We start from the raw sequence: 18,847 nt of genomic DNA, 5'->3' as shown, positions 1-18,847 counted from the left end.
CATAAGAATGATTCTCGTTTATAGTTTTGCTTCAAGAAAATCTTTAAGAGTGCAAGTCTATGAACTCAGTAAATATCAAGTTGGCAACGCATGAGGATGTTGATACTCCTAACTATGCTACGTCGATCGTAGCGAAGAATGTCAGTTCTGAACGGGTGAAGAGTCTGTCAGACATCATGATTGGTGAGAGATGTGTGGTTCGTCAATTGATTGCGCCTTCTGACATGCCAGAGTGGCAAACGCAGCTTGAAGATATTGGTTTTATTGCAGGAGAACCAGTCACATTAATGGCGCGCGGTGCCTTAGGCGGCGATCCAATGGTAATTCGAATTGGTTTATCGACTTTTGCTTTGCGTAAGGCAGAGGCGGCCTGTGTTTTGGTCGATGTATTGCAAGATAAGGTTGCTGCATGAAACAAGCAAAACCCTCAGTCGTTCATTTTCATGCAAGTGGTCCTTTGGTTGCGTTGGTTGGAAACCCTAATTGTGGTAAGACCGCACTGTTCAATTTACTAACTGATAGTAAGCAAAAGGTGGCGAACTATGCGGGTGTCACCGTCGAGAGAAAAGAAGGGCGATTTAAGACAGCGTCTGATAAAACCATACGTGTATTAGATTTGCCCGGTACTTATAGTTTGCATCCGCGCTCGCCAGATGAACGGGTGACACATGATGTTTTATATGGAAATGCTATTGGTGAAAAGCGCCCAGATTATGTTGTCTGCGTAGTAGATGCGACCAATTTGCGACGCAGCCTACGTTTAGTGATTGCGGTACAGCGGCTCGGTATTCCCTGCATGGTTGCGTTGAATATGACCGATATGGCGGAGCAGCGCGGAGTTCATATTGATGAGCAAGCTTTAGCGCGTGAGCTGGGCGTTCCAGTGGTTCGCACTGTCGGGGTTCGCCAGGGCGGTGAAGCTGAACTGAGAGCAATGCTAGAAAATGTGGGCACCTTGAGTCAAGCTAGTGTTGGCGCACACTTGAGTGACGCTGATCCAGCAGTGCAATCGCATACCGATCTTGACCATGAGCGAGTAAGACAGATTCTATCCAAGCTAGGTTTGGATGACATTATTCCGCATATCGTTAGCGACAAAATTGATCGAGTGGTGTTGCATCCCGTCGTTGGACCATCCCTATTGGCGCTAATTCTGTTTTTAGTGTTCCAGGCAGTGTTTGCATGGGCAAATGTCCCGATGGACATGATCAAAGATGGTACCGAATGGCTTGGTGAGACGGTTACTGGATTGCTGCCAGAAGGATGGCTGCAAAGCTTAATTGTGAATGGAATTATCGCTGGTGCGGGCGGGGTCGTGGTTTTCTTGCCGCAGATTTTAATTTTATTCTTCTTCATTTTAATTCTGGAAGAATCGGGTTATTTGCCTCGCGCAGCATTTTTGCTAGACCGATTGATGGGCGGTGTAGGCTTGTCAGGACGCTCTTTTATTCCGCTGCTATCAAGTTTTGCCTGTGCGATTCCAGGGATTATGGCGGCTCGTACGATTGCTAATCCACGTGATCGTATGGTGACGATTTTGATTGCGCCATTAATGACTTGTTCTGCGCGTTTGCCCGTGTATGCTTTGCTGATTGGCGCTTTTATTCCCCAGCGTGAAGTGTGGGGATTTTTGGAGCTACAAGGTTTGGTCTTATTTGCCTTATATGCAGCAGGAATTATAGGTGCGCTTGCTGTTGCTTGGGTTCTTAAGCGGTTCACCGCCAAAAGTCAGATTCGCACTTTAATGATGGAATTACCTAGCTATCATTTGCCGACCATCAGAAATGTGCTAACTGGCCTTAAACAAAGAGTTGTGATCTTTATGAGTCGAGTTGGCGGGATCATCATGATCATGACCATCGCATTATGGTTCCTCGCGAGCTATCCCGGTGCTCCAGAAGGTGCGACTGGAGCTGCGATTGAATATAGTTTTGCTGGCTATATCGGCAAAGCATTAGCCGTGGTATTTGAACCGATTGGTTTTAACTGGCAAATTAGTATCGCCTTGGTGCCTGGTATGGCTGCCCGTGAAGTTGCTGTCAGCGCCTTAGGAACGGTGTATGCACTCGCCGCGTCGAGTAGTGACACCGCTGAAGCTTTAGCACCGTTGATCGCACAACAATGGAGTTTGGCAACTGCATTGTCATTATTGGCGTGGTACGTATTTGCACCGCAATGCCTTTCAACTTTAGCGACAGTCAAGCGCGAGACAGGTGGCTGGAAAATGCCCGTGATTATGCTGACATATTTATTTGGCTTGGCTTATTTAGCGTCATTTATAACCTACAGAGTGGCACTCGCTTGCGGTTTGGGTTGAGTAAGTTAAACGCTCGTATTTGACGGTTCATGATTCGAGCGTGGTTTTCGAGGATGCTATTTCATCCTCGAATTGCATTTTGCAGATTTTCTTGTGCCGCTAAAACATCCGTGGACGCGAAATATAGAACGTGATTTTTTTAGACTAGAAGTAAAAATGGCTACCGAGAGGGTAGCCATTTTTATTTATTCTGGTGGAGTCGGCGGGAATCGAACCCGCGTCCAGAAGCACTCTACAGACAGTTCTACATACTTAGTGCTGCCATTTAATTTAATCTTAACGACGCGGACGCACACGCTGCGTTAAAACGAGTTACCTATTATTTAGGCCTAAGCTAAGTAACCCAACTTAGGACGATTCCCTATAAATGACTCTACTGCTGTTGCCAGCCCGCCCTAGGGAAGAGGCGGTGTAGAGCTAGCGAGCGATTAAGCTGCTAATGCGTACGAATTATCGTTTGCAGTTATATAGTTCTGATTGTATTTACGAGGTAGTCAGGCCTCGGTATGCCCTGCGCTGCTTTGCAACCCCTGTCGAAACCAGGTCGACCCCAAAGCAATGCTTAGTATACTCTATATAGAGCGTGTGTTTCAAATTTCAAGTCGTGATTCAAAACTTAATTTAGGCGATTTGTGTTTGTTGTACTTTGCCACGCACTAGTTCTAGTAATTCAAGCGGCGAATCTAAAATTGCATCCGCTTTCCAGTGAGTCGGCTCAGTCGCACCGCAGTAGCCCCAAGCCGCTGCAATGCTGGTCATTCCTGCGGCTTGCGCTGCTTGAATATCGCGTAAATCATCGCCAACATACCAACATTCTGACGGTGCTATATTAATCTGTCTTGCTGCTTCCAAGAGGGGTTCTGGATGTGGTTTTGCATGTGCAGTTGTGTCACCTGAGATCACACAAGCTGCTTTTTCTAAGCCGATAAGCGGAATTAATGGCGTGGTAAATCTTGCTGCTTTGTTTGTAATGATGCCCCATGTGACGTCAAGATTTTCTAAGCCGGAAATCAGTTCTTTCACGCCAGAAAATAATTTACTTTGAGCTGCAATCGCAGATTCATAGTTGGCAAGAAACTCTACACGCATAGCTTCATATTCAGCATGATCTGGGTTTATCTGAAATGCCGCCCCAATTAGTCCACGTGCACCAGCCGAGGCGAATGGTCTTAAGCTAAGGTAGGGGGCTGGCTCCAAGCCACGTTTTGTACGCATTAAATTGACCGCTGCGGCGAGGTCGGGAGCAGTATCTGCTAAGGTGCCGTCGAGGTCAAATAGAACAGCTTTTGGTGTAATCATAGTGGGCGAGTGCAGGCAACTAGATAGTTAACGCTAGTATCTTGATTGAGTGAGTAAATTTTGCTGATAGGGTTGTAGCTCATGCCTTTCATGGCATCAACGATCAGTCCGGCATTGCGAATGTCTTGTGTTAGCTCCGCTGGCGTGATGAACTTTTCATAATCATGCGTACCTTTCGGTAGCATTTGTAAAAGATATTCGGCGCCAATGATTGCAAACAGATAGGCTTTGGGATTACGATTGATAGTCGAGAAAAACACTTTTCCACCGGGTTTGACCAAGCTTGCGCAGGCACGAATGACTGAAGATGGATCAGGTACGTGTTCTAGCATCTCCATACAAGTTACGACGTCGTATTGGCCGGCTTCTCGCTGTGCTATGTCTTCGGCTGCAATTTTCTCGTATCGAACTTGAACGCCAGACTCAAGGCTATGTAGATCGGCAACTTTTAGTGCCTTTTCAGATAAATCGATACCAGTGACTTGCGCATTTTTCTTTGCCATTGATTCGGCTAAAATGCCGCCGCCGCACCCAATATCGATGACTTTTTTTCCTGCTAAAGGCGCTAAGTTGTTGATCCATTCTAATCGTAAGGGATTGATCTCATGCAAAGGTTTAAATTCTGAGCTGGGATCCCACCAACGATGTGCCAAGTCGCTGAATTTCTGAATTTCAGAGGGATCGACATTACTTGCTGCATGGTTCGAAGTATTCATTGTCATAGGAAAATTTGCTAATGTTGGCAGTCCGTTATGTGACGATTCAAGTCTAATCTAAGATAACGCGCTATTTTAGAGTAAATAAGGCTGGAAGTTGTTTTAACTAGAGCTCGCTATAAAAGAAATTTAGACTTCTTTGATTGCCAATAAAAAAACCCGCCGAAGCGGGTTTTTTAACGTAAATAAGTCTGACTTATTTATTGATTGTACGTGTACCAACCACTTCGATTTCAACGCGGCGGTTTTTAGCGCGACCTTCTTTTGTTTTGTTGTCTGCAACTGGTTGTTTTTCACCTTTGCCTTCAGAGAAAACACGCTTTGCATCAATGCCACGGCTGATGATGTAAGCCTTCACTGCTTCAGAGCGGCGAATAGACAATTTTTGGTTGTATTCGTCTGTACCAACAGAGTCTGTGTGACCAACAGCAACGATTACTTCTAAGTTCACGTCTTTCAACTTGGATGTCATGTCGTCCAGTTTTACTTTAGCTTCTGGCTTCAAAATTGCTTTGTCGAAGTCAAAGAAAGCATCTGCTGCAAAAGTGACTTTTTCAGATGTTGGAACTGGTGCTGGAGCCGGTGCTGGCGGTGGTGGCGGAGGAGCAACTGGCGCTGGTGGTGGCGGTGGTGCTACTGGTTTTGGAGGTGCCAATGGCAAATCACAACCTGCTACTGCATCTGCAGGTGTGTAATAACCAGTGCGCCAGCACAAACCGAACGGATCGCGAACGATAATGCCACGTGCATCCTGAACATACGCGCTATATGGAGTGTTGGCTTTGATATCAGTAATCGTTTGTGCTGATGCAGCAAATGATGCAACAGCCGATGCTGCAATCGCGAGCTTGACTAAAAGTTTCATATATTTTTCCTCGGTTGAGAATAATCGCAGATGAACTGCGTTAAAAGATGCAAAAATGCAAGATACAAAATCTGTAACAGTAGAATTTTATCACGTGCTCGATGACAACAGTGTGACTGTCATAGCAGAATTATTCTAAATCAATGAATACCTTGTGCGATGCGACAGAAAGAGTTTGCCACAAGTCCACTTTGTTGAACTCAATTCGTCTTCGCTCTAATTAGAGTCTGCGATGTTTATGTCTTTTTTTGGCAACAGGATTTTTGCAGTAGGTGCCGTTGATAGGAATGTGATTTTGTAATGCCGGGTTTGTGGTGGTGTTGATAGATTTTTTATTGGTGAATTTTGTATCAGTCTGTGATGCAGTCTTCTCAGGCTATAAAAACCCTAATTTCATATAGTAGCCGTGCTAAAATGAACAGTTGAATACTAAATTCCAAAAAGAGTTCGCGTAAGTGGCACTTGAGATTTAGTTAGCATATGTAGGTCTTCCGCCAGCCTCGTGCTGGCTTGTTATTTTAACCAAGCTTACTGCTGCATTTTTAAGCAAATATTTAAGCATTTAGACAAGTCTGACCGCCAATGGATCAATTCGCAAAAGAAACACTCCCGATTTCCCTTGAAGAAGAAATGCGCAAGAGCTACCTCGACTACGCCATGAGCGTAATCGTTGGTCGTGCTTTGCCGGATGTGCGTGATGGTTTAAAGCCTGTGCATAGACGCGTTTTGTTCGCGATGCATGAAATGAATAATGTCTACAACCGCCCATTCGTCAAATGTGCGCGTGTGGTCGGTGAAGTTATGGGTAAGTATCACCCGCATGGCGATGCTTCCATTTACGATACCTTGGTGCGTATGGCGCAGGACTTTTCTTTGCGTTACACACTGGTCGATGGTCAGGGCAACTTTGGTTCTGTCGATGGCGATAATGCGGCTGCGATGCGTTACACCGAGTGTCGCTTGGACAAGATCGCAAATGAAATTTTGGCAGACATCGACAAGGAAACCGTCGATTTCGTGCCTAACTATGACGGTAAAGAAAAAGAACCATCAGTTTTGCCAACCCGTATTCCAAATCTGTTGATCAATGGATCTTCTGGTATTGCGGTCGGTATGGCGACGAATATTCCACCACACAATATCACTGAAATTATCAACGGCGCTTTGCATGTGCTGCGTAATCCAGAATGCACGATTGATGAATTGATCGAAATCATTCCGGCACCAGATTTTCCAACCGCAGGTTTGATCTATGGTGTATCTGGTGTGCGTGATGGCTATCGTACTGGCCGTGGTCGCGTGGTGATGCGCGCTAAGACGCACTTTGAAGAATTTGGTAAAGAAGGCCGTACCGCGATCATCGTTGATGAGTTGCCGTACCAAGTGAATAAAAAATCCTTGCTGGAGCGTATCGCTGAAAACGTTCGCGATAAAAAGCTCGAAGGCATTTCTGATATTCGCGATGAATCCGATAAGTCGGGTATGCGCGTTGTGATCGAATTGAAGCGCGGTGAAGTTCCTGAAGTCGTCTTGAATAATTTGTACAAACAAACGCAATTGCAAGACACGTTTGGTATGAATATGGTGGCCTTGGTGAATGGTCAACCGAAGTTGTTGAACTTGAAGCAAATGCTGGAATGCTTCTTGTCGCATCGTCGCGAAGTGGTCACACGCCGCACCGTATTTGAATTACGCAAAGCGCGTGATCGCGGTCATGTGTTGGAAGGTTTGGCGGTCGCATTAGCAAATATCGATGATTTTATCGCGATTATTAAAGCAGCCCCAACGCCACCGATTGCGAAACAAGAATTGATGACGCGCGCTTGGGATAGCGCCATGGTGCGTGAAATGTTGACGCGCACAGCGGCTGATAATCCAGGTGGTATCGAAGCATTCCGCCCTGAGAGTTTGCCTAAGCACTATGGTATCCAGCCAGATGGTTTGTATAAATTGTCTGACGACCAAGCCCAAGAAATTTTGCAAATGCGTTTGCAACGCTTGACTGGCTTGGAACAAGACAAGATTGTCAATGAATACAAAGATGTGATGGCAGAGATCGCTGATCTCTTGGATATTTTGTCTAAGCCAGAGCGCGTCACTGTCATCATTACGGACGAAATGACAGCTTGCATGAACGAATATGGTATCGGCAATAAAGATGCACGTCGTTCCGAAATCGTCTTGAATGCGACTGATTTAGAAACCGAAGATTTGATTACCCCTGTCGATATGGTTGTCACCTTATCGCACACTGGTTATATGAAGTCACAACCATTGTCCGAATACCGTGCGCAAAAACGTGGTGGACGTGGTAAGCAAGCGGCCGCGACGAAAGATGACGATTGGATCGAACAACTCTTCGTCGCGAATACCCATGATTACATCTTGTGCTTCTCTAACCGTGGCCGTATGTACTGGTTGAAAGTGTATGAAGTGCCGCAAGGTTCACGTAATTCACGTGGTAAGCCGATTGTGAATATGTTCCCGTTGCAAGAGGGTGAAAAGATCACGGTGATCTTGCCATTGTCTGGTGATAATCGTAGCTTCCCAGAAGATCATTATGTCTTCATGTCGACCAGTCTTGGTACCGTAAAGAAAACGCCATTGACTGATTTCAGTAATCCTCGCAAGGCGGGCATTATTGCAGTCGATTTGGATGAGGGTGACTTCTTGATCGGCGCTGCTCTGACCGATGGTAAGCACGATGTCATGTTGTTCTCAGATGCCGGTAAAGCCGTGCGTTTTGATGAGAACGATGTGCGGCCTATGGGGCGTACCGCACGTGGTGTGCGTGGTATGAATCTGGAAGAAGGTCAACAAGTCATCGCCTTGTTGGTGGCAGAAAATGAACAACAATCCGTTTTGACGGCAACTGAAAATGGCTTCGGCAAACGCACGCCAATTACGGAATACACACGTCATGGTCGCGGCACCAAAGGTATGATTGCCATCCAAACTTCAGAACGTAACGGTAAGGTCGTTGCAGCGACCTTGGTAGAACCTACTGATGAAATCATGTTGATTACCACTGGTGGCGTGTTGATCCGTACCCGCGTTTCTGAAATCCGTGAAATGGGTCGTGCGACACAAGGCGTGACTTTGATCGCGGTAGAAGATGGTACCAAACTCTCGGGTTTGCAGCGTATCGTGGAAACGGATGCTGATCCGGAAGTCGCGGATACTGAGGCTGGTGATGCTAACGGTGATGCACCTGTCGAAGAATAATCGTAGGGTGGGCACGGTGTATGTGCCCACGCGTTACGCTTAAAATACTTCGAAAACTAATGAAAAAATCTCCGGCGTTTGCCGGACGCGTGGGCACAAAAACGTGCCCACCCTACGTTTGAATACAAAAGCTTGAATGCCATGACGACGATCTACAATTTCTCAGCCGGCCCAGCCGTCTTACCTAAAGAAGTCTTGCAACAGGCAGCGAGTGAAATGTTAGATTGGCATGGTAGCGGCATGTCGGTGATGGAAATGAGTCATCGCGGTCCAGAATTTATGTCTATCTTGGCGCAAGCCCAAGCCGATTTGCGCGAGCTATTGAACGTTCCTTCCAACTATAAAGTCTTGTTTTTGCAGGGCGGCGGCCTTGGCGAAAATGCGATCATTCCTATGAATTTGGTTGGGCGTAAAGCACAGCCTGCGACGATTGATTTTATTCATACCGGATCTTGGAGTGGAAAATCAATTAAGGAAGCGCAAAAATACGCAAATGTGAACGTTGCAGCGTCGAGCCAAGCGACAGGTTTTGACGTGGTTCCAGATCTCAGCAGTTGGCAATTGAGTGCTGACCCTGCTTACGTGCATTTGTGCACCAACGAGACGATAGACGGCGTCGAATATCATTTTGTCCCTGACGTCGCTGCGCAAACCAATAATGCCCCTTTAGTAGCCGATATGTCCTCGCATATTTTGTCGCGCGAGATTGATGTTACCAAATACGGCGTGATATTTGGCGGTGCGCAAAAGAACATCGGCCCTGCGGGTTTAACCTTGGTTATTGTGCGAGAAGATTTATTAGGCTCCGCCTTATCCATTTGCCCGTCGGCCTTTGATTGGAAAAATGTGGCGGACAATGATTCGATGTACAACACGCCACCGACCTATTCTATTTATATTGCTGGCTTAGTGTTCCAATGGTTGAAGCGGCAGGGCGGCGTAGCTGCGATGGAGCGTCAAAACATTGCGAAAGCCAATTTGCTGTATGACTTTTTGGATAGCACCGATTTCTATGTGACGAAAGTCGCGAAAGAATTCCGTTCCCGCATGAACGTGCCTTTCTATTTGAAAGACGAATCCTTAAATGCCGCGTTTTTGACATCCGCGAAAGAACGTGGATTGTTGCAGCTGAAAGGGCATAAATCAGTCGGCGGCATGCGTGCGTCGATTTATAACGCGATGCCGATTGAAGGTGTGCAGGCTTTGGTGGCGTTTATGCGAGATTTTGCGACGCAGAATACTTTTAAGAGTTAGGATTCATGATGGGCGTTAATGTTGCGTGGATCAATGAACGGCACGAAGAAAAGCAGGAGGTTTTCGATTCTCAACAGGTAATCTCGAAGCTTGCGATGACTACATGGCCAAAGCTATCGGATTCTTTTTGTTTACGGTTTGTTGATTGCGCAGGGGACACGATTTTTAATCAGGCCCAGATAAGATTATTACTTGAAGAATTGCGGAGCGAGGCGAAAAAACAAGACGATTCGAAATTTCGTGAGCACTTAGAGAAAGTAATCTGATTGGTTGAACGATCAATCGATCAATTACATACTTATATTAAATTTACGGGCGACTAGTTTGTAGGGCGGGTGAAACCCGCGTCGCCAGAATCTCGAGCTTGTAAGTAGCGCGGGTTGCACCCGCCCTACATTTGAGCTTTTTGTTGGATCGCTTGGATATAAATAAAATTTATCTGCATCATCAGCCCTTTCTTCGCATGGTACCCACCATCACCTAGAAACCGTGGCGCTGATGGGTCAAGTCAAAAGCTTGAATAAGATTGATAGTCTTGCTTAATATTTTTCATTGAAACTTTGTGCTTCAATGAATTTTGTAGGACTTACGCAAAATTGTGCTGGCTAGGCGCGGAGCCGAAGACAGTACGTATGTACGGCGAGGCGAACGCAACAACGCCAGCGTCTGTTTTGCGTAAGACCTATCCCAAAACGGTTTTTAGGTTTTCAAATGAACGACAATAAATTACTTCCTCTTAGAGAAAAAATCGATGCGATCGACGCGGCGATTTTGGAATTACTCAATCAACGTGCGATGGTCGCGCAAGAAGTTGGGCATGTGAAAGCAGAAACTAACGCGCCAGTATTTAGACCTGAACGTGAGGCGCAGGTCTTGCGCAACATGGCAGCAAAAAATACGGGACCTTTGCTCAACGAAGATATTCAATTAATTTTCCGCGAAGTGATGTCCGCCTGTCGTGCGCTAGAGCGGCGTGTGGTGGTGGCATTCTTGGGTCCCGTTGGTACTTTTAGCGAACAAGCGGTGTATAAGCAATTCGGTCACGCGATCGAAGCTTTGCCTTGCATTTCTATCGACGAAGTATTCCGTGCGACCGAAGCAGGTACGGCCGATTTTGGCGTGGTGCCGATTGAAAATTCGTCTGAGGGCGCTATTAATCGCACTCTCGATTTGTTATTGCAAACGAGTTTGGCGATTAGCGGGGAAGTTGCGATTCCTGTGCAACACAGCCTGATGAGTAAGTCCGGTACTATGGAAGGCGTGACACGTATTTGCGCGCATTCGCAAGCACTGGCGCAGTGTCAGGCTTGGCTCAATCAACATTACCCGCACGTCGAGCGACAAGCGGTTGCATCGAATGCAGAAGCTGCGCGTATGGCGAGTGCTGATTACAGCGTGGCGGCGATTGCGAGTGAAATCGCCGGTCATCAATACAATCTGGGAATCGTCAGTGCGCATATTCAAGACGACCCACATAATCGCACGCGCTTTGCTGTGGTGGGGCATTTGAATACAACGCCTAGCGGCAAGGATCAAACTTCTATCGTGTTAGCGACGCCAAATAAGGCGGGTGCTGTTTACAATTTGTTGGCACCTCTGTCTAAGCACGGTGTATCAATGACGCGCTTCGAATCACGTCCAGCACGCACCGGCAATTGGGAATATTACTTCTACGTTGATGTCGAGGGGCACGCGATGGATGCTAAGGTCAAAGCGGCGATGGAAGAGTTGAATCAGGATGCGGCCTTTTTTAAAATTCTCGGATCGTATCCTTGCACGGTTTGAGGTGCGGTAGCTTCCCATTAATTTCATATGTTTGTCATTCCCGCGAAGGCGGGAATCTAGTGGCGTTTGTTGATTAAGCAAAGACATTAGGCTCGTGCCTTCGCAGGGGTGACAATACAAACGACAAAGTAGTGCAAAGCATTTGAACTGGCATAAAGATGGAAAAACAAGCGACGCATCTGCGTCCACTCTTTAATAAAGTTGTTTTGTTCGGCGTTGGCCTGATTGGCGGCTCCTTCGCTTTGTCTTTAGAAAAGGCGAACGCAGTAACGCATGTTGTCGGATTAGACCGCCACTTAGCGTCTTTGGAGAGTGCGAAACAGCTAAATATTATCGACAGCTTTACCGACGATATCGCATCAGCGGTTGTCGATGCGGATTTGATTGTGATCGCGACACCTGTTGCGCAAACCGAAAAGATACTCAGCGCGATTTATCCATATTTGGGTGCAAACACTTTAGTCACAGACGCCGGCAGTACCAAAGCCGATGTCGTGCGCGCTGCACGAAATGCCTTGCATGAAAAAATCGCGCAATTTATCCCCGCGCATCCGATTGCGGGGCGTGAAAAAAATGGCCCTGAAGCAGCTATCGATGATTTGTATGTTGGCAAAAAAGTCGTGATCACACGTCTAGCAGAAAATAGTGATCAAGCAGTTGAATTGCTTGCGCAAGCATGGCGTGTTTGTGGTGCCATCATTCATTATTTAAGCCCACAGGAGCATGATCAAGTATTTGCCTCTGTGAGCCATTTGCCGCATCTGTTGGCTTACGCATTGGTTGATGATATCGCTGCAAAACCGCACGCAGATCGTTTGTTTCAATATGCGGCAAGTGGCTTTCGTGATTTCACGCGTATTGCAGGATCTTCACCAGAGATGTGGCGCGATATTAGTCTAGCTAATCGCGATGCGATTTTGGAGGAGTTGGATTCTTATAGTGTCAAATTAAATCAATTGCGCGCAAGTTTAGAATCTAATGATAGCGCTGCTTTAGAAGCAATTTACAGTCGTGCACAAACCGCGCGGCTAAATTGGATTACAGCGATCGAAGCAGCAGAAGCACAGCATAGAGATGGCGGCGATTAAATAGGTATAAGTAGGTATAAGTAGTGTTAAATAACTTACGCCGTGCGCATCGAGGTGATTGGTTAAAAAAAGGGTGTGCACAGCCCACCCTGCACGAATAAATTCTGTTGTATTTGAATAGAGAAAGAGCATGAAAGAACACAGCAAACATTACCCACCATATCTCGATTTACACCCAGTAATGAAAGTGCAGGGCACAGTTCGTTTGCCCGGTTCCAAAAGTATTTCGAATCGAATTTTATTGTTGGCAGCCTTGTCCAAAGGGACAACTCAGATCCATGATTTATTGGCCTCTGACGATACGATGGTGATGTTAAATGCCTTGCAAAAACTCGGCGTACATTGGACCCAAGAAAGGAATACCCACAACTACACGGTGATTGGAGCAAATGGCGTATTTCCAAATCATCACGCAGATTTATTTATGGGAAATGCGGGTACGGCGATTCGTCCTTTAGTCGCTGCACTGGCTGTGCTAGGTGGCGACTATACCGTGCATGGTGTGGCACGTATGCATGAGCGTCCGATTGGCGATTTGGTCGATGCTTTAAACGCCGTCGGGGCGCAGATTGATTACACAGGCAATCCTGGTTACCCACCTTTGCACATTAAGCGCGGGCATATTCATGCACAGAAGATGCAAGTGAAGGGTAATGTTTCTAGCCAATTTTTGACCGCTTTGTTGATGGCTTCACCACTCGCCGCTCAGCATAGTGATGTGGTGATTGAAGTGGTGGGCGATTTAATTTCTAAACCTTACATCGAAATTACTTTGAATTTGATGGCACGCTTTGGTGTCGAAGTCGTGCGCGATGGTTGGCAGCGTTTCACGATCAAAGCAGGCCAGCATTATGTGTCGCCTGGAGTGGTGTATGTGGAAGGAGATGCTTCTTCAGCATCGTATTTCTTAGCTGCTGGTGCGATCGCGGGTGGGCCGATTCGAGTTGAAGGCGTTGGCAAAAATAGCATACAGGGTGATGTCCGTTTTGCTGAGGCGTTAGAAAAAATGGGTGCCAAAATCACCATGGGGGATAATTGGATAGAAGCCGAAACGCATGGGCCACTTAAAGCAATTGATATGGATTTTAACCATATTCCCGATGCAGCGATGACGATCGCGATCGCTGCTTTGTATGCGAACGGCACCACGACTTTGCGCAATATCGAAAGCTGGCGCGTTAAAGAAACTGATCGCATTGTGGCAATGGCAACAGAGTTGCGCAAACTCGGTGCGATTGTTGAGGAAGGTCAAGACTTTATGACGGTCACGCCACCGGCCGAACTTGCGCCGGCGACGATAGATACCTATGATGACCACAGAATGGCGATGTGCTTTTCATTGGCGACTTTAGATGGCGTTGCGCGCCGAGGTGCAGCGATGCGGATTAATGATCCTAAGTGCGTTGCTAAGACTTTTCCAGACTTCTTCGAAGCTTTTATGAAGATCAAACACGAGGATTTATTTTGAACGGTCCTACCAATATTCCTGTCATTAGCATTGATGGTCCTACCGCTTCCGGAAAAGGAACGGTCGCGCATCGTGTGGCGAAGCAGTTGGGTTTTCATTACCTCGATTCCGGAGCACTGTATCGTTTGACTGCCTTGTCCGCGATACGTCACGGGATCGATTTATGGGAAGAGCAACAAATTGCTGATTTGGCACGTGTATTGCCATGTCGATTTGAAAGAGGTCATGTATTTCTCGCTGGTGACGATGTGACGGATGAGGTAAGGCAAGAGGCAATTGGCGTCGCTGCCTCGAAAATTGCCGTTTTGCCATTGGTTCGAAAAGCCTTGGTCGAGCTGCAAGTGTCATTTCGACAAGCACCTGGTTTGGTTGCTGATGGGCGTGATATGGGCACCGTGATCTTCCCAGATGCAATCCAAAAGGTCTTTTTGACAGCAAGTGTGGAAGCACGTGCAAATCGTCGTTATAAGCAATTGATTGAAAAGGGTTTTCCTGCTAATATGGAAGACTTGGTAAAAGATTTGGCAGAACGTGATGCTCGCGACATGGCTCGCACAGAAGCGCCTCTCAAACCCGCACCAGGCGCGTTTATCTTAGATACGTCTCATATCACTGCGAATGAAGCAGTGCATCAGATACTTAGTCTCTACACAAACGCTGTTCGCGAAGCTCGATAAATCCGATTGTAGGGCGCACTGCGTCGTCGCAAATACTTGCAATACTCGTGTATTGCTCCGTTTTGCGCCTAGCATTGCAACCCTAAAATCGAATTTCTGGAGCTCGCAAAAAGGAATTCCATGATGAAGTTTCGTTTGCTGGATTCGTGGAGTTTCTTATTTGGTTCTCATTTAGACGCAAAGTCTGAATGAGTTTGTTTAACTCAACCCGGTAAATAGACCTTTTGTCCTATTCCGGCTAACTCGTAAATATTATGTCTACAGTCTACATGTCTCAAGATTTCGCAACTGGTGCAGATAGCTTCGCAGCTTTGTTCGAAGAGTCTTTGTCACGCCAAGATATGCGCTCCGGTGAAGTGATTTCTGCCGAAGTCGTTCGCATCGACCACAACTTCGTGATCGTGAACGCAGGCCTCAAATCTGAAGCCTTTATCCCTGTTGAAGAATTCAAAAACGACCAAGGTGAATTGGAAGTTAACATCGGTGATTTCGTATCCGTAGCGATCGAATCATTGGAAAACGGTTTCGGTGACACAATTTTGTCCCGCGACAAAGCAAAACGTTTGGCATCATGGCTCGCGCTCGAAAAAGCGCTGGAGTCTGGCGAAATGGTTGTTGGTACAGTAAACGGCAAAGTAAAAGGTGGTTTGACTGTTTTGACAAACGGCATTCGCGCTTTCTTGCCAGGTTCATTGGTTGATACACGCCCAGTTAAGGATACAACTCCTTACGAAGGCAAAACAATGGAATTCAAAGTTATCAAGCTCGACCGTAAACGTAACAACGTTGTGTTGTCACGTCGTGCAGTTGTTGAAGCTTCTATGGGTGAAGAACGTCAGAAATTGATGGAAAACCTGAAAGAAGGCACAGTGGTTACTGGCTTGGTTAAAAACATCACTGACTACGGTGCGTTCGTTGATTTGGGCGGTATCGATGGCTTGTTGCACATCACTGATTTGGCATGGCGCCGTGTACGTCACCCATCTGAAGTTCTCACAGTGGGTCAAGAAATCACTGCGAAGATCCTTAAGTTTGATCAAGAGAAAAACCGTGTTTCTCTCGGCGTTAAACAATTGGGCGATGATCCTTGGACAGGTTTGGCACGTCGTTACCCAGCAAACACACGTTTGTTCGGTAAAGTCACTAACTTGACAGACTACGGTGCGTTCGTTGAAGTTGAACAAGGTATTGAAGGTTTGGTCCACGTTTCTGAAATGGATTGGACAAACAAAAACGTTGCACCAAACAAAGTTGTTCAATTGGGCGACGAAGTTGAAGTTATGGTATTGGAAATCGACGAAGAACGTCGTCGTATCAGCTTGGGCATGAAACAGTGCAAAGCAAATCCATGGGATGACTTCTCCTTGAACTTCAAAAAAGGCGACAAAGTTAAAGGCGCGATCAAGTCTATCACTGACTTCGGCGTGTTCATTGGCTTGACAGGCAACATCGACGGTTTGGTGCATTTGTCTGATTTGTCTTGGAACGAAACAGGTGAAGAAGCAGTTCGTCGCTTCAAGAAAGGTGACGAGTTGGAAGCAGTTGTGTTGGCGATCGACGTTGAACGTGAACGCGTTTCTCTTGGCGTAAAACAATTGGAAGGTGACCCATTCAACAACTACTGCGCAATGAATGACAAAGGCGCATTGGTGACTGGTACAGTTAAATCTGTTGAAGCTAAAGGCGCAGTAATTCAATTGGCTGACGAAGTTGAAGGCTACTTGCGTGCATCTGAGATCTCCCGCGATCGCGTGGAAGATGCTGGTACACACTTGAAAGTTGGCGACACAGTTGAAGCATTGGTATTGAATATCGACCGTAAAGCACGTGGTATCCAATTGTCTATCAAGGCAAAAGATACAGCGGATACACAAGAAGCAATGGCAAAAATGTCGACAGACTCTAACGCTGCTTCTGGCACAACAAGCCTCGGTGCTTTGTTGAAAGCTAAGCTCGATAACAAAAACTAAGCAACGACCTAGTCAAAGGCTGCATTTATGACCAAGTCAGAGCTAATTGCTCGTCTGGCCGAGCGGTATCCACAACTGGTAGCGAAAGATGTGGATATCGCCGTCAAAACTATTTTGGATGCGATGTCTGATTCACTGGCTACTGGCCAGCGAATTGAGATTCGTGGCTTTGGTAGTTTCGCTTTGAATAGCCGTCCACCGCGTATCGGTCGTAACCCTAAGTCGGGTGATAAAGTGATGGTGCCTGAAAAACGGGTGCCGCATTTTAAACCTGGTAAAGAATTGCGAGAGCGGGTCGATGCGACTGTCGGTCAGCCCATACTGCGTGACTAAGTTGTTAGCAGTTGTGGAAAAAAGTGAGTAATTTGCACTAAGAAAACAAAACGGCATAAGGGATTTCCCGATATGCCGTTTTTTTTCACGTACAATTTCACATATTCATTTTCGTCTTGTATGTTCTTTCTGAATCGTTATCAGCTAAATCTTTGATCGATAAGAAGAAAATAGGTTGGCGAATTAATTGTAAATAGGTCACTTAGGTTAACCATGAAAATTATTTCTAAAATTATTTGGCTGTTGGTATTTATCGCTTTTTTAGGGTTTGCATTAAAGAACGATAAAATCGTCACGCTTGAGTATTTCTGGGGCTATCAACAATCGGCACCTTTAGTGATTTTATTGTTGTGTTTTTTTGTCGCTGGCGCGGTGTTTTGTTTGCTAGCGATGACACCCATGATGTTTCGTCATCGTCGTGATATCTCGCGTCATAAAAAGACAATCGCAGAGATCGAAAAGGAGCGCCAACAGGAACAAGCTGCGGCAAATCAAGCGCCTAATCCTGATGCCGTTTCTAATCCCATTCGTAACTCTTAAAATCAATATTTAACCCCCACTGAGACCCGTCATTATGGAATTTGAAATCTGGTGGTTACTAGGTATTCCGCTCTTCTTTAGCTTGGGTTGGATCGCAGCCCGTATCGATATTCGGCAGCTTATTTCTGAGTCCAGTAGCCTACCGAAAGGTTACTTTAAAGGTTTAAATTTTTTGCTCAATGAGCAGCCAGATAAAGCGATTGATGCTTTTATCGAGATACTTAAACTCAATCCAGAAACGGTTGAATTGCATTTCGCTCTTGGTAATTTATTCCGACGTCGTGGCGAGACTGAACGCGCAATTCGCGTACATCAAAACTTATTATCCCGTCCTGATTTGCCAGTTGAACAGCAAACACAAGCCATGTTTGAACTGGGACAAGATTACTTGAAAGCTGGATTGCTCGATCGTGCCGAAGAGACTTTTAATCAGCTCGTTGCTGGTCAATATGCGATTCCGGCGCGAAAAGCTTTGCTCGAAATTTATCAGCGAGAAAAAGAATGGTTGCGCGCGATTGATGCTGCACATGCTTTGCAAGAGTCAGGTGCTGGCGGTCGACAAAAAGAGATTGCTCAGTTTTACTGTGAAATTGCGCAAGATGAATTGGTGCATACCCACCCAGAAGCAGCGATGGCCATGCTAGAGAAAGCTACCGCAACTGATAGGCATAATGTGCGAGCAGCTATTTTGACAGGCGACATCTATTTGGTTAAGGGTGATATTGAGCAAGCGGTATTGGCGTGGCGTCGAGTGGAGCAGCAAAGCGTGCCACACGTAGCTTTAGTCGCACAACGCTTGATGGATGGCTATCGCAAGTTAGAGCGTCCGCACGAGGGCTTGAATTTGTTGAAATCCTATCTAGCAGAAGCACCTTCTATCGACTTGCTAGAAGTCGTGTTCAAAGCCACTTTGGAGTTAGAGAGTGTCACCGAGGCGAATCAGTTAGTCAGTAATGAATTACGCCGTACGCCGACTTTATTGGGCCTCGACAAATTACTTGATGCGCGCATGATGACTGCTCCTCCTGAAGTGCTTCCAGAGTTATCGATTGTTAAAAATCTGGTTAGTGGTTACGCGCAGAAGTTCACGCGTTACCAATGCACCCACTGCGGGTTTAAAGCGCGTCAATTTTATTGGCAATGTCCGGGATGTAGTAAGTGGGAGACTTATCCACCGCGCCGTACCGAAGAGCTCAACGTGATGAATTAAATTGATGAGTAAAGTCAGTCAAGACATCGCCATTTGTGGGGTGAGAACGCCGATCGATAATGGTATGAACCTGCTTTTGCACCTACGCGCTTCGGCTTCT

General features: G+C 46.3%; 15 protein-coding genes and 1 other RNA gene. 12 read left to right on the top strand and 4 right to left on the bottom strand.

The annotated features are described in order from the left end of the window. Positions 1–59 precede the first annotated feature (59 nt). Entirely contained in the window at positions 60–413 is a 354-nt protein-coding gene (locus IE103_RS03385) for a FeoA family protein (protein ID WP_229827045.1), read from the top strand. Then, positions 410–2,317 (top strand): ferrous iron transporter B, encoded by a 1,908-nt coding sequence (gene feoB, locus IE103_RS03380; protein ID WP_189344568.1) that lies wholly within the window; start codon positions 410–412, stop codon positions 2,315–2,317. Before IE103_RS03385 ends, feoB begins: the two co-directional genes overlap by 4 nt. 191 nt (positions 2,318–2,508) lie before the next feature. On the opposite strand, the gene ssrA is transcribed toward feoB, so the two are convergent. The 4 genes from ssrA to ompA form a co-directional block, all read right to left on the bottom strand. Next, positions 2,509–2,869, bottom strand: a transfer-messenger RNA (tmRNA) gene (gene ssrA / locus IE103_RS03375). 69 nt (positions 2,870–2,938) lie between these two features. Continuing rightward, complete coding sequence (locus IE103_RS03370; protein ID WP_189344567.1) at positions 2,939–3,616, bottom strand: HAD family hydrolase; 678 nt, start codon at positions 3,614–3,616, stop codon at positions 2,939–2,941. Next, on the bottom strand, positions 3,613–4,332 hold the full coding sequence (ubiG, locus tag IE103_RS03365) for a bifunctional 2-polyprenyl-6-hydroxyphenol methylase/3-demethylubiquinol 3-O-methyltransferase UbiG (protein WP_189345084.1): 720 nt from the start codon (positions 4,330–4,332) through the stop codon (positions 3,613–3,615). The genes IE103_RS03370 and ubiG overlap by 4 nt, the downstream gene beginning before the upstream one ends. Positions 4,333–4,528: 196 nt before the next feature. Next, positions 4,529–5,197 carry an outer membrane protein OmpA gene (gene ompA / locus IE103_RS03360; RefSeq protein WP_189344566.1) on the bottom strand — a complete coding sequence of 223 codons (669 nt, stop codon included), beginning with the start codon at positions 5,195–5,197 and terminating at the stop codon, positions 4,529–4,531. A 582-nt stretch (positions 5,198–5,779) separates the two neighbouring features. On the opposite strand from ompA, the gene gyrA reads away from it, so the two are divergent. The 10 genes from gyrA (at position 5,780) to lapB (ending at position 18,747) form a co-directional block, all read left to right on the top strand. Further along, entirely contained in the window at positions 5,780–8,422 is a 2,643-nt protein-coding gene (gyrA, locus tag IE103_RS03355; protein ID WP_189344565.1) for a DNA gyrase subunit A, read from the top strand. Positions 8,423–8,563: 141 nt separating this feature from the next. Beyond that, positions 8,564–9,676, top strand: coding sequence for a 3-phosphoserine/phosphohydroxythreonine transaminase (serC, locus tag IE103_RS03350; RefSeq protein WP_189344564.1), 1,113 nt, complete (start codon positions 8,564–8,566; stop codon positions 9,674–9,676). 711 nt (positions 9,677–10,387) lie between these two features. Further along, a complete protein-coding gene (pheA, locus tag IE103_RS03345) occupies positions 10,388–11,461 on the top strand; it encodes a prephenate dehydratase (RefSeq protein ID WP_189344563.1) in 1,074 nt (357 codons plus the stop codon). A 158-nt stretch (positions 11,462–11,619) separates the two neighbouring features. Then, positions 11,620–12,549 (top strand): prephenate dehydrogenase, encoded by a 930-nt coding sequence (locus IE103_RS03340; protein WP_189344562.1) that lies wholly within the window; start codon positions 11,620–11,622, stop codon positions 12,547–12,549. 130 nt (positions 12,550–12,679) lie between these two features. Then, positions 12,680–14,017: a 3-phosphoshikimate 1-carboxyvinyltransferase gene (gene aroA, locus IE103_RS03335; RefSeq protein WP_189344561.1), complete on the top strand. Its 1,338-nt coding sequence runs from the start codon at positions 12,680–12,682 to the stop codon at positions 14,015–14,017. Next, positions 14,014–14,694, top strand: a complete 681-nt coding sequence (cmk, locus tag IE103_RS03330) for a (d)CMP kinase (protein ID WP_189344560.1) — start codon at positions 14,014–14,016, stop codon at positions 14,692–14,694. The genes aroA and cmk overlap by 4 nt, the downstream gene beginning before the upstream one ends. Positions 14,695–14,963: 269 nt before the next feature. Then, positions 14,964–16,664 carry a 30S ribosomal protein S1 gene (gene rpsA / locus IE103_RS03325; protein ID WP_189344559.1) on the top strand — a complete coding sequence of 567 codons (1,701 nt, stop codon included), beginning with the start codon at positions 14,964–14,966 and terminating at the stop codon, positions 16,662–16,664. A gap of 27 nt (positions 16,665–16,691) precedes the next feature. Continuing rightward, positions 16,692–16,997: an integration host factor subunit beta gene (locus IE103_RS03320; protein ID WP_186916709.1), complete on the top strand. Its 306-nt coding sequence runs from the start codon at positions 16,692–16,694 to the stop codon at positions 16,995–16,997. 213 nt (positions 16,998–17,210) lie between these two features. Continuing rightward, positions 17,211–17,537, top strand: a complete 327-nt coding sequence (locus IE103_RS03315; RefSeq protein WP_189344558.1) for a LapA family protein — start codon at positions 17,211–17,213, stop codon at positions 17,535–17,537. Between the two features lie 34 nt (positions 17,538–17,571). After that, positions 17,572–18,747: a lipopolysaccharide assembly protein LapB gene (gene lapB / locus IE103_RS03310; RefSeq protein ID WP_189344557.1), complete on the top strand. Its 1,176-nt coding sequence runs from the start codon at positions 17,572–17,574 to the stop codon at positions 18,745–18,747. Positions 18,748–18,847: the final 100 nt, after the last annotated feature.

This window comes from Affinundibacterium macrobrachii (assembly GCF_014652415.1).
GTDB classification, from domain to species: Bacteria; Pseudomonadota; Gammaproteobacteria; order Burkholderiales; family Burkholderiaceae_D; genus Undibacterium; species Undibacterium macrobrachii.
The sequence above is the reverse complement of the archived record's forward strand: the minus strand, read 5'-3'. Positions and strand labels throughout refer to the sequence as shown.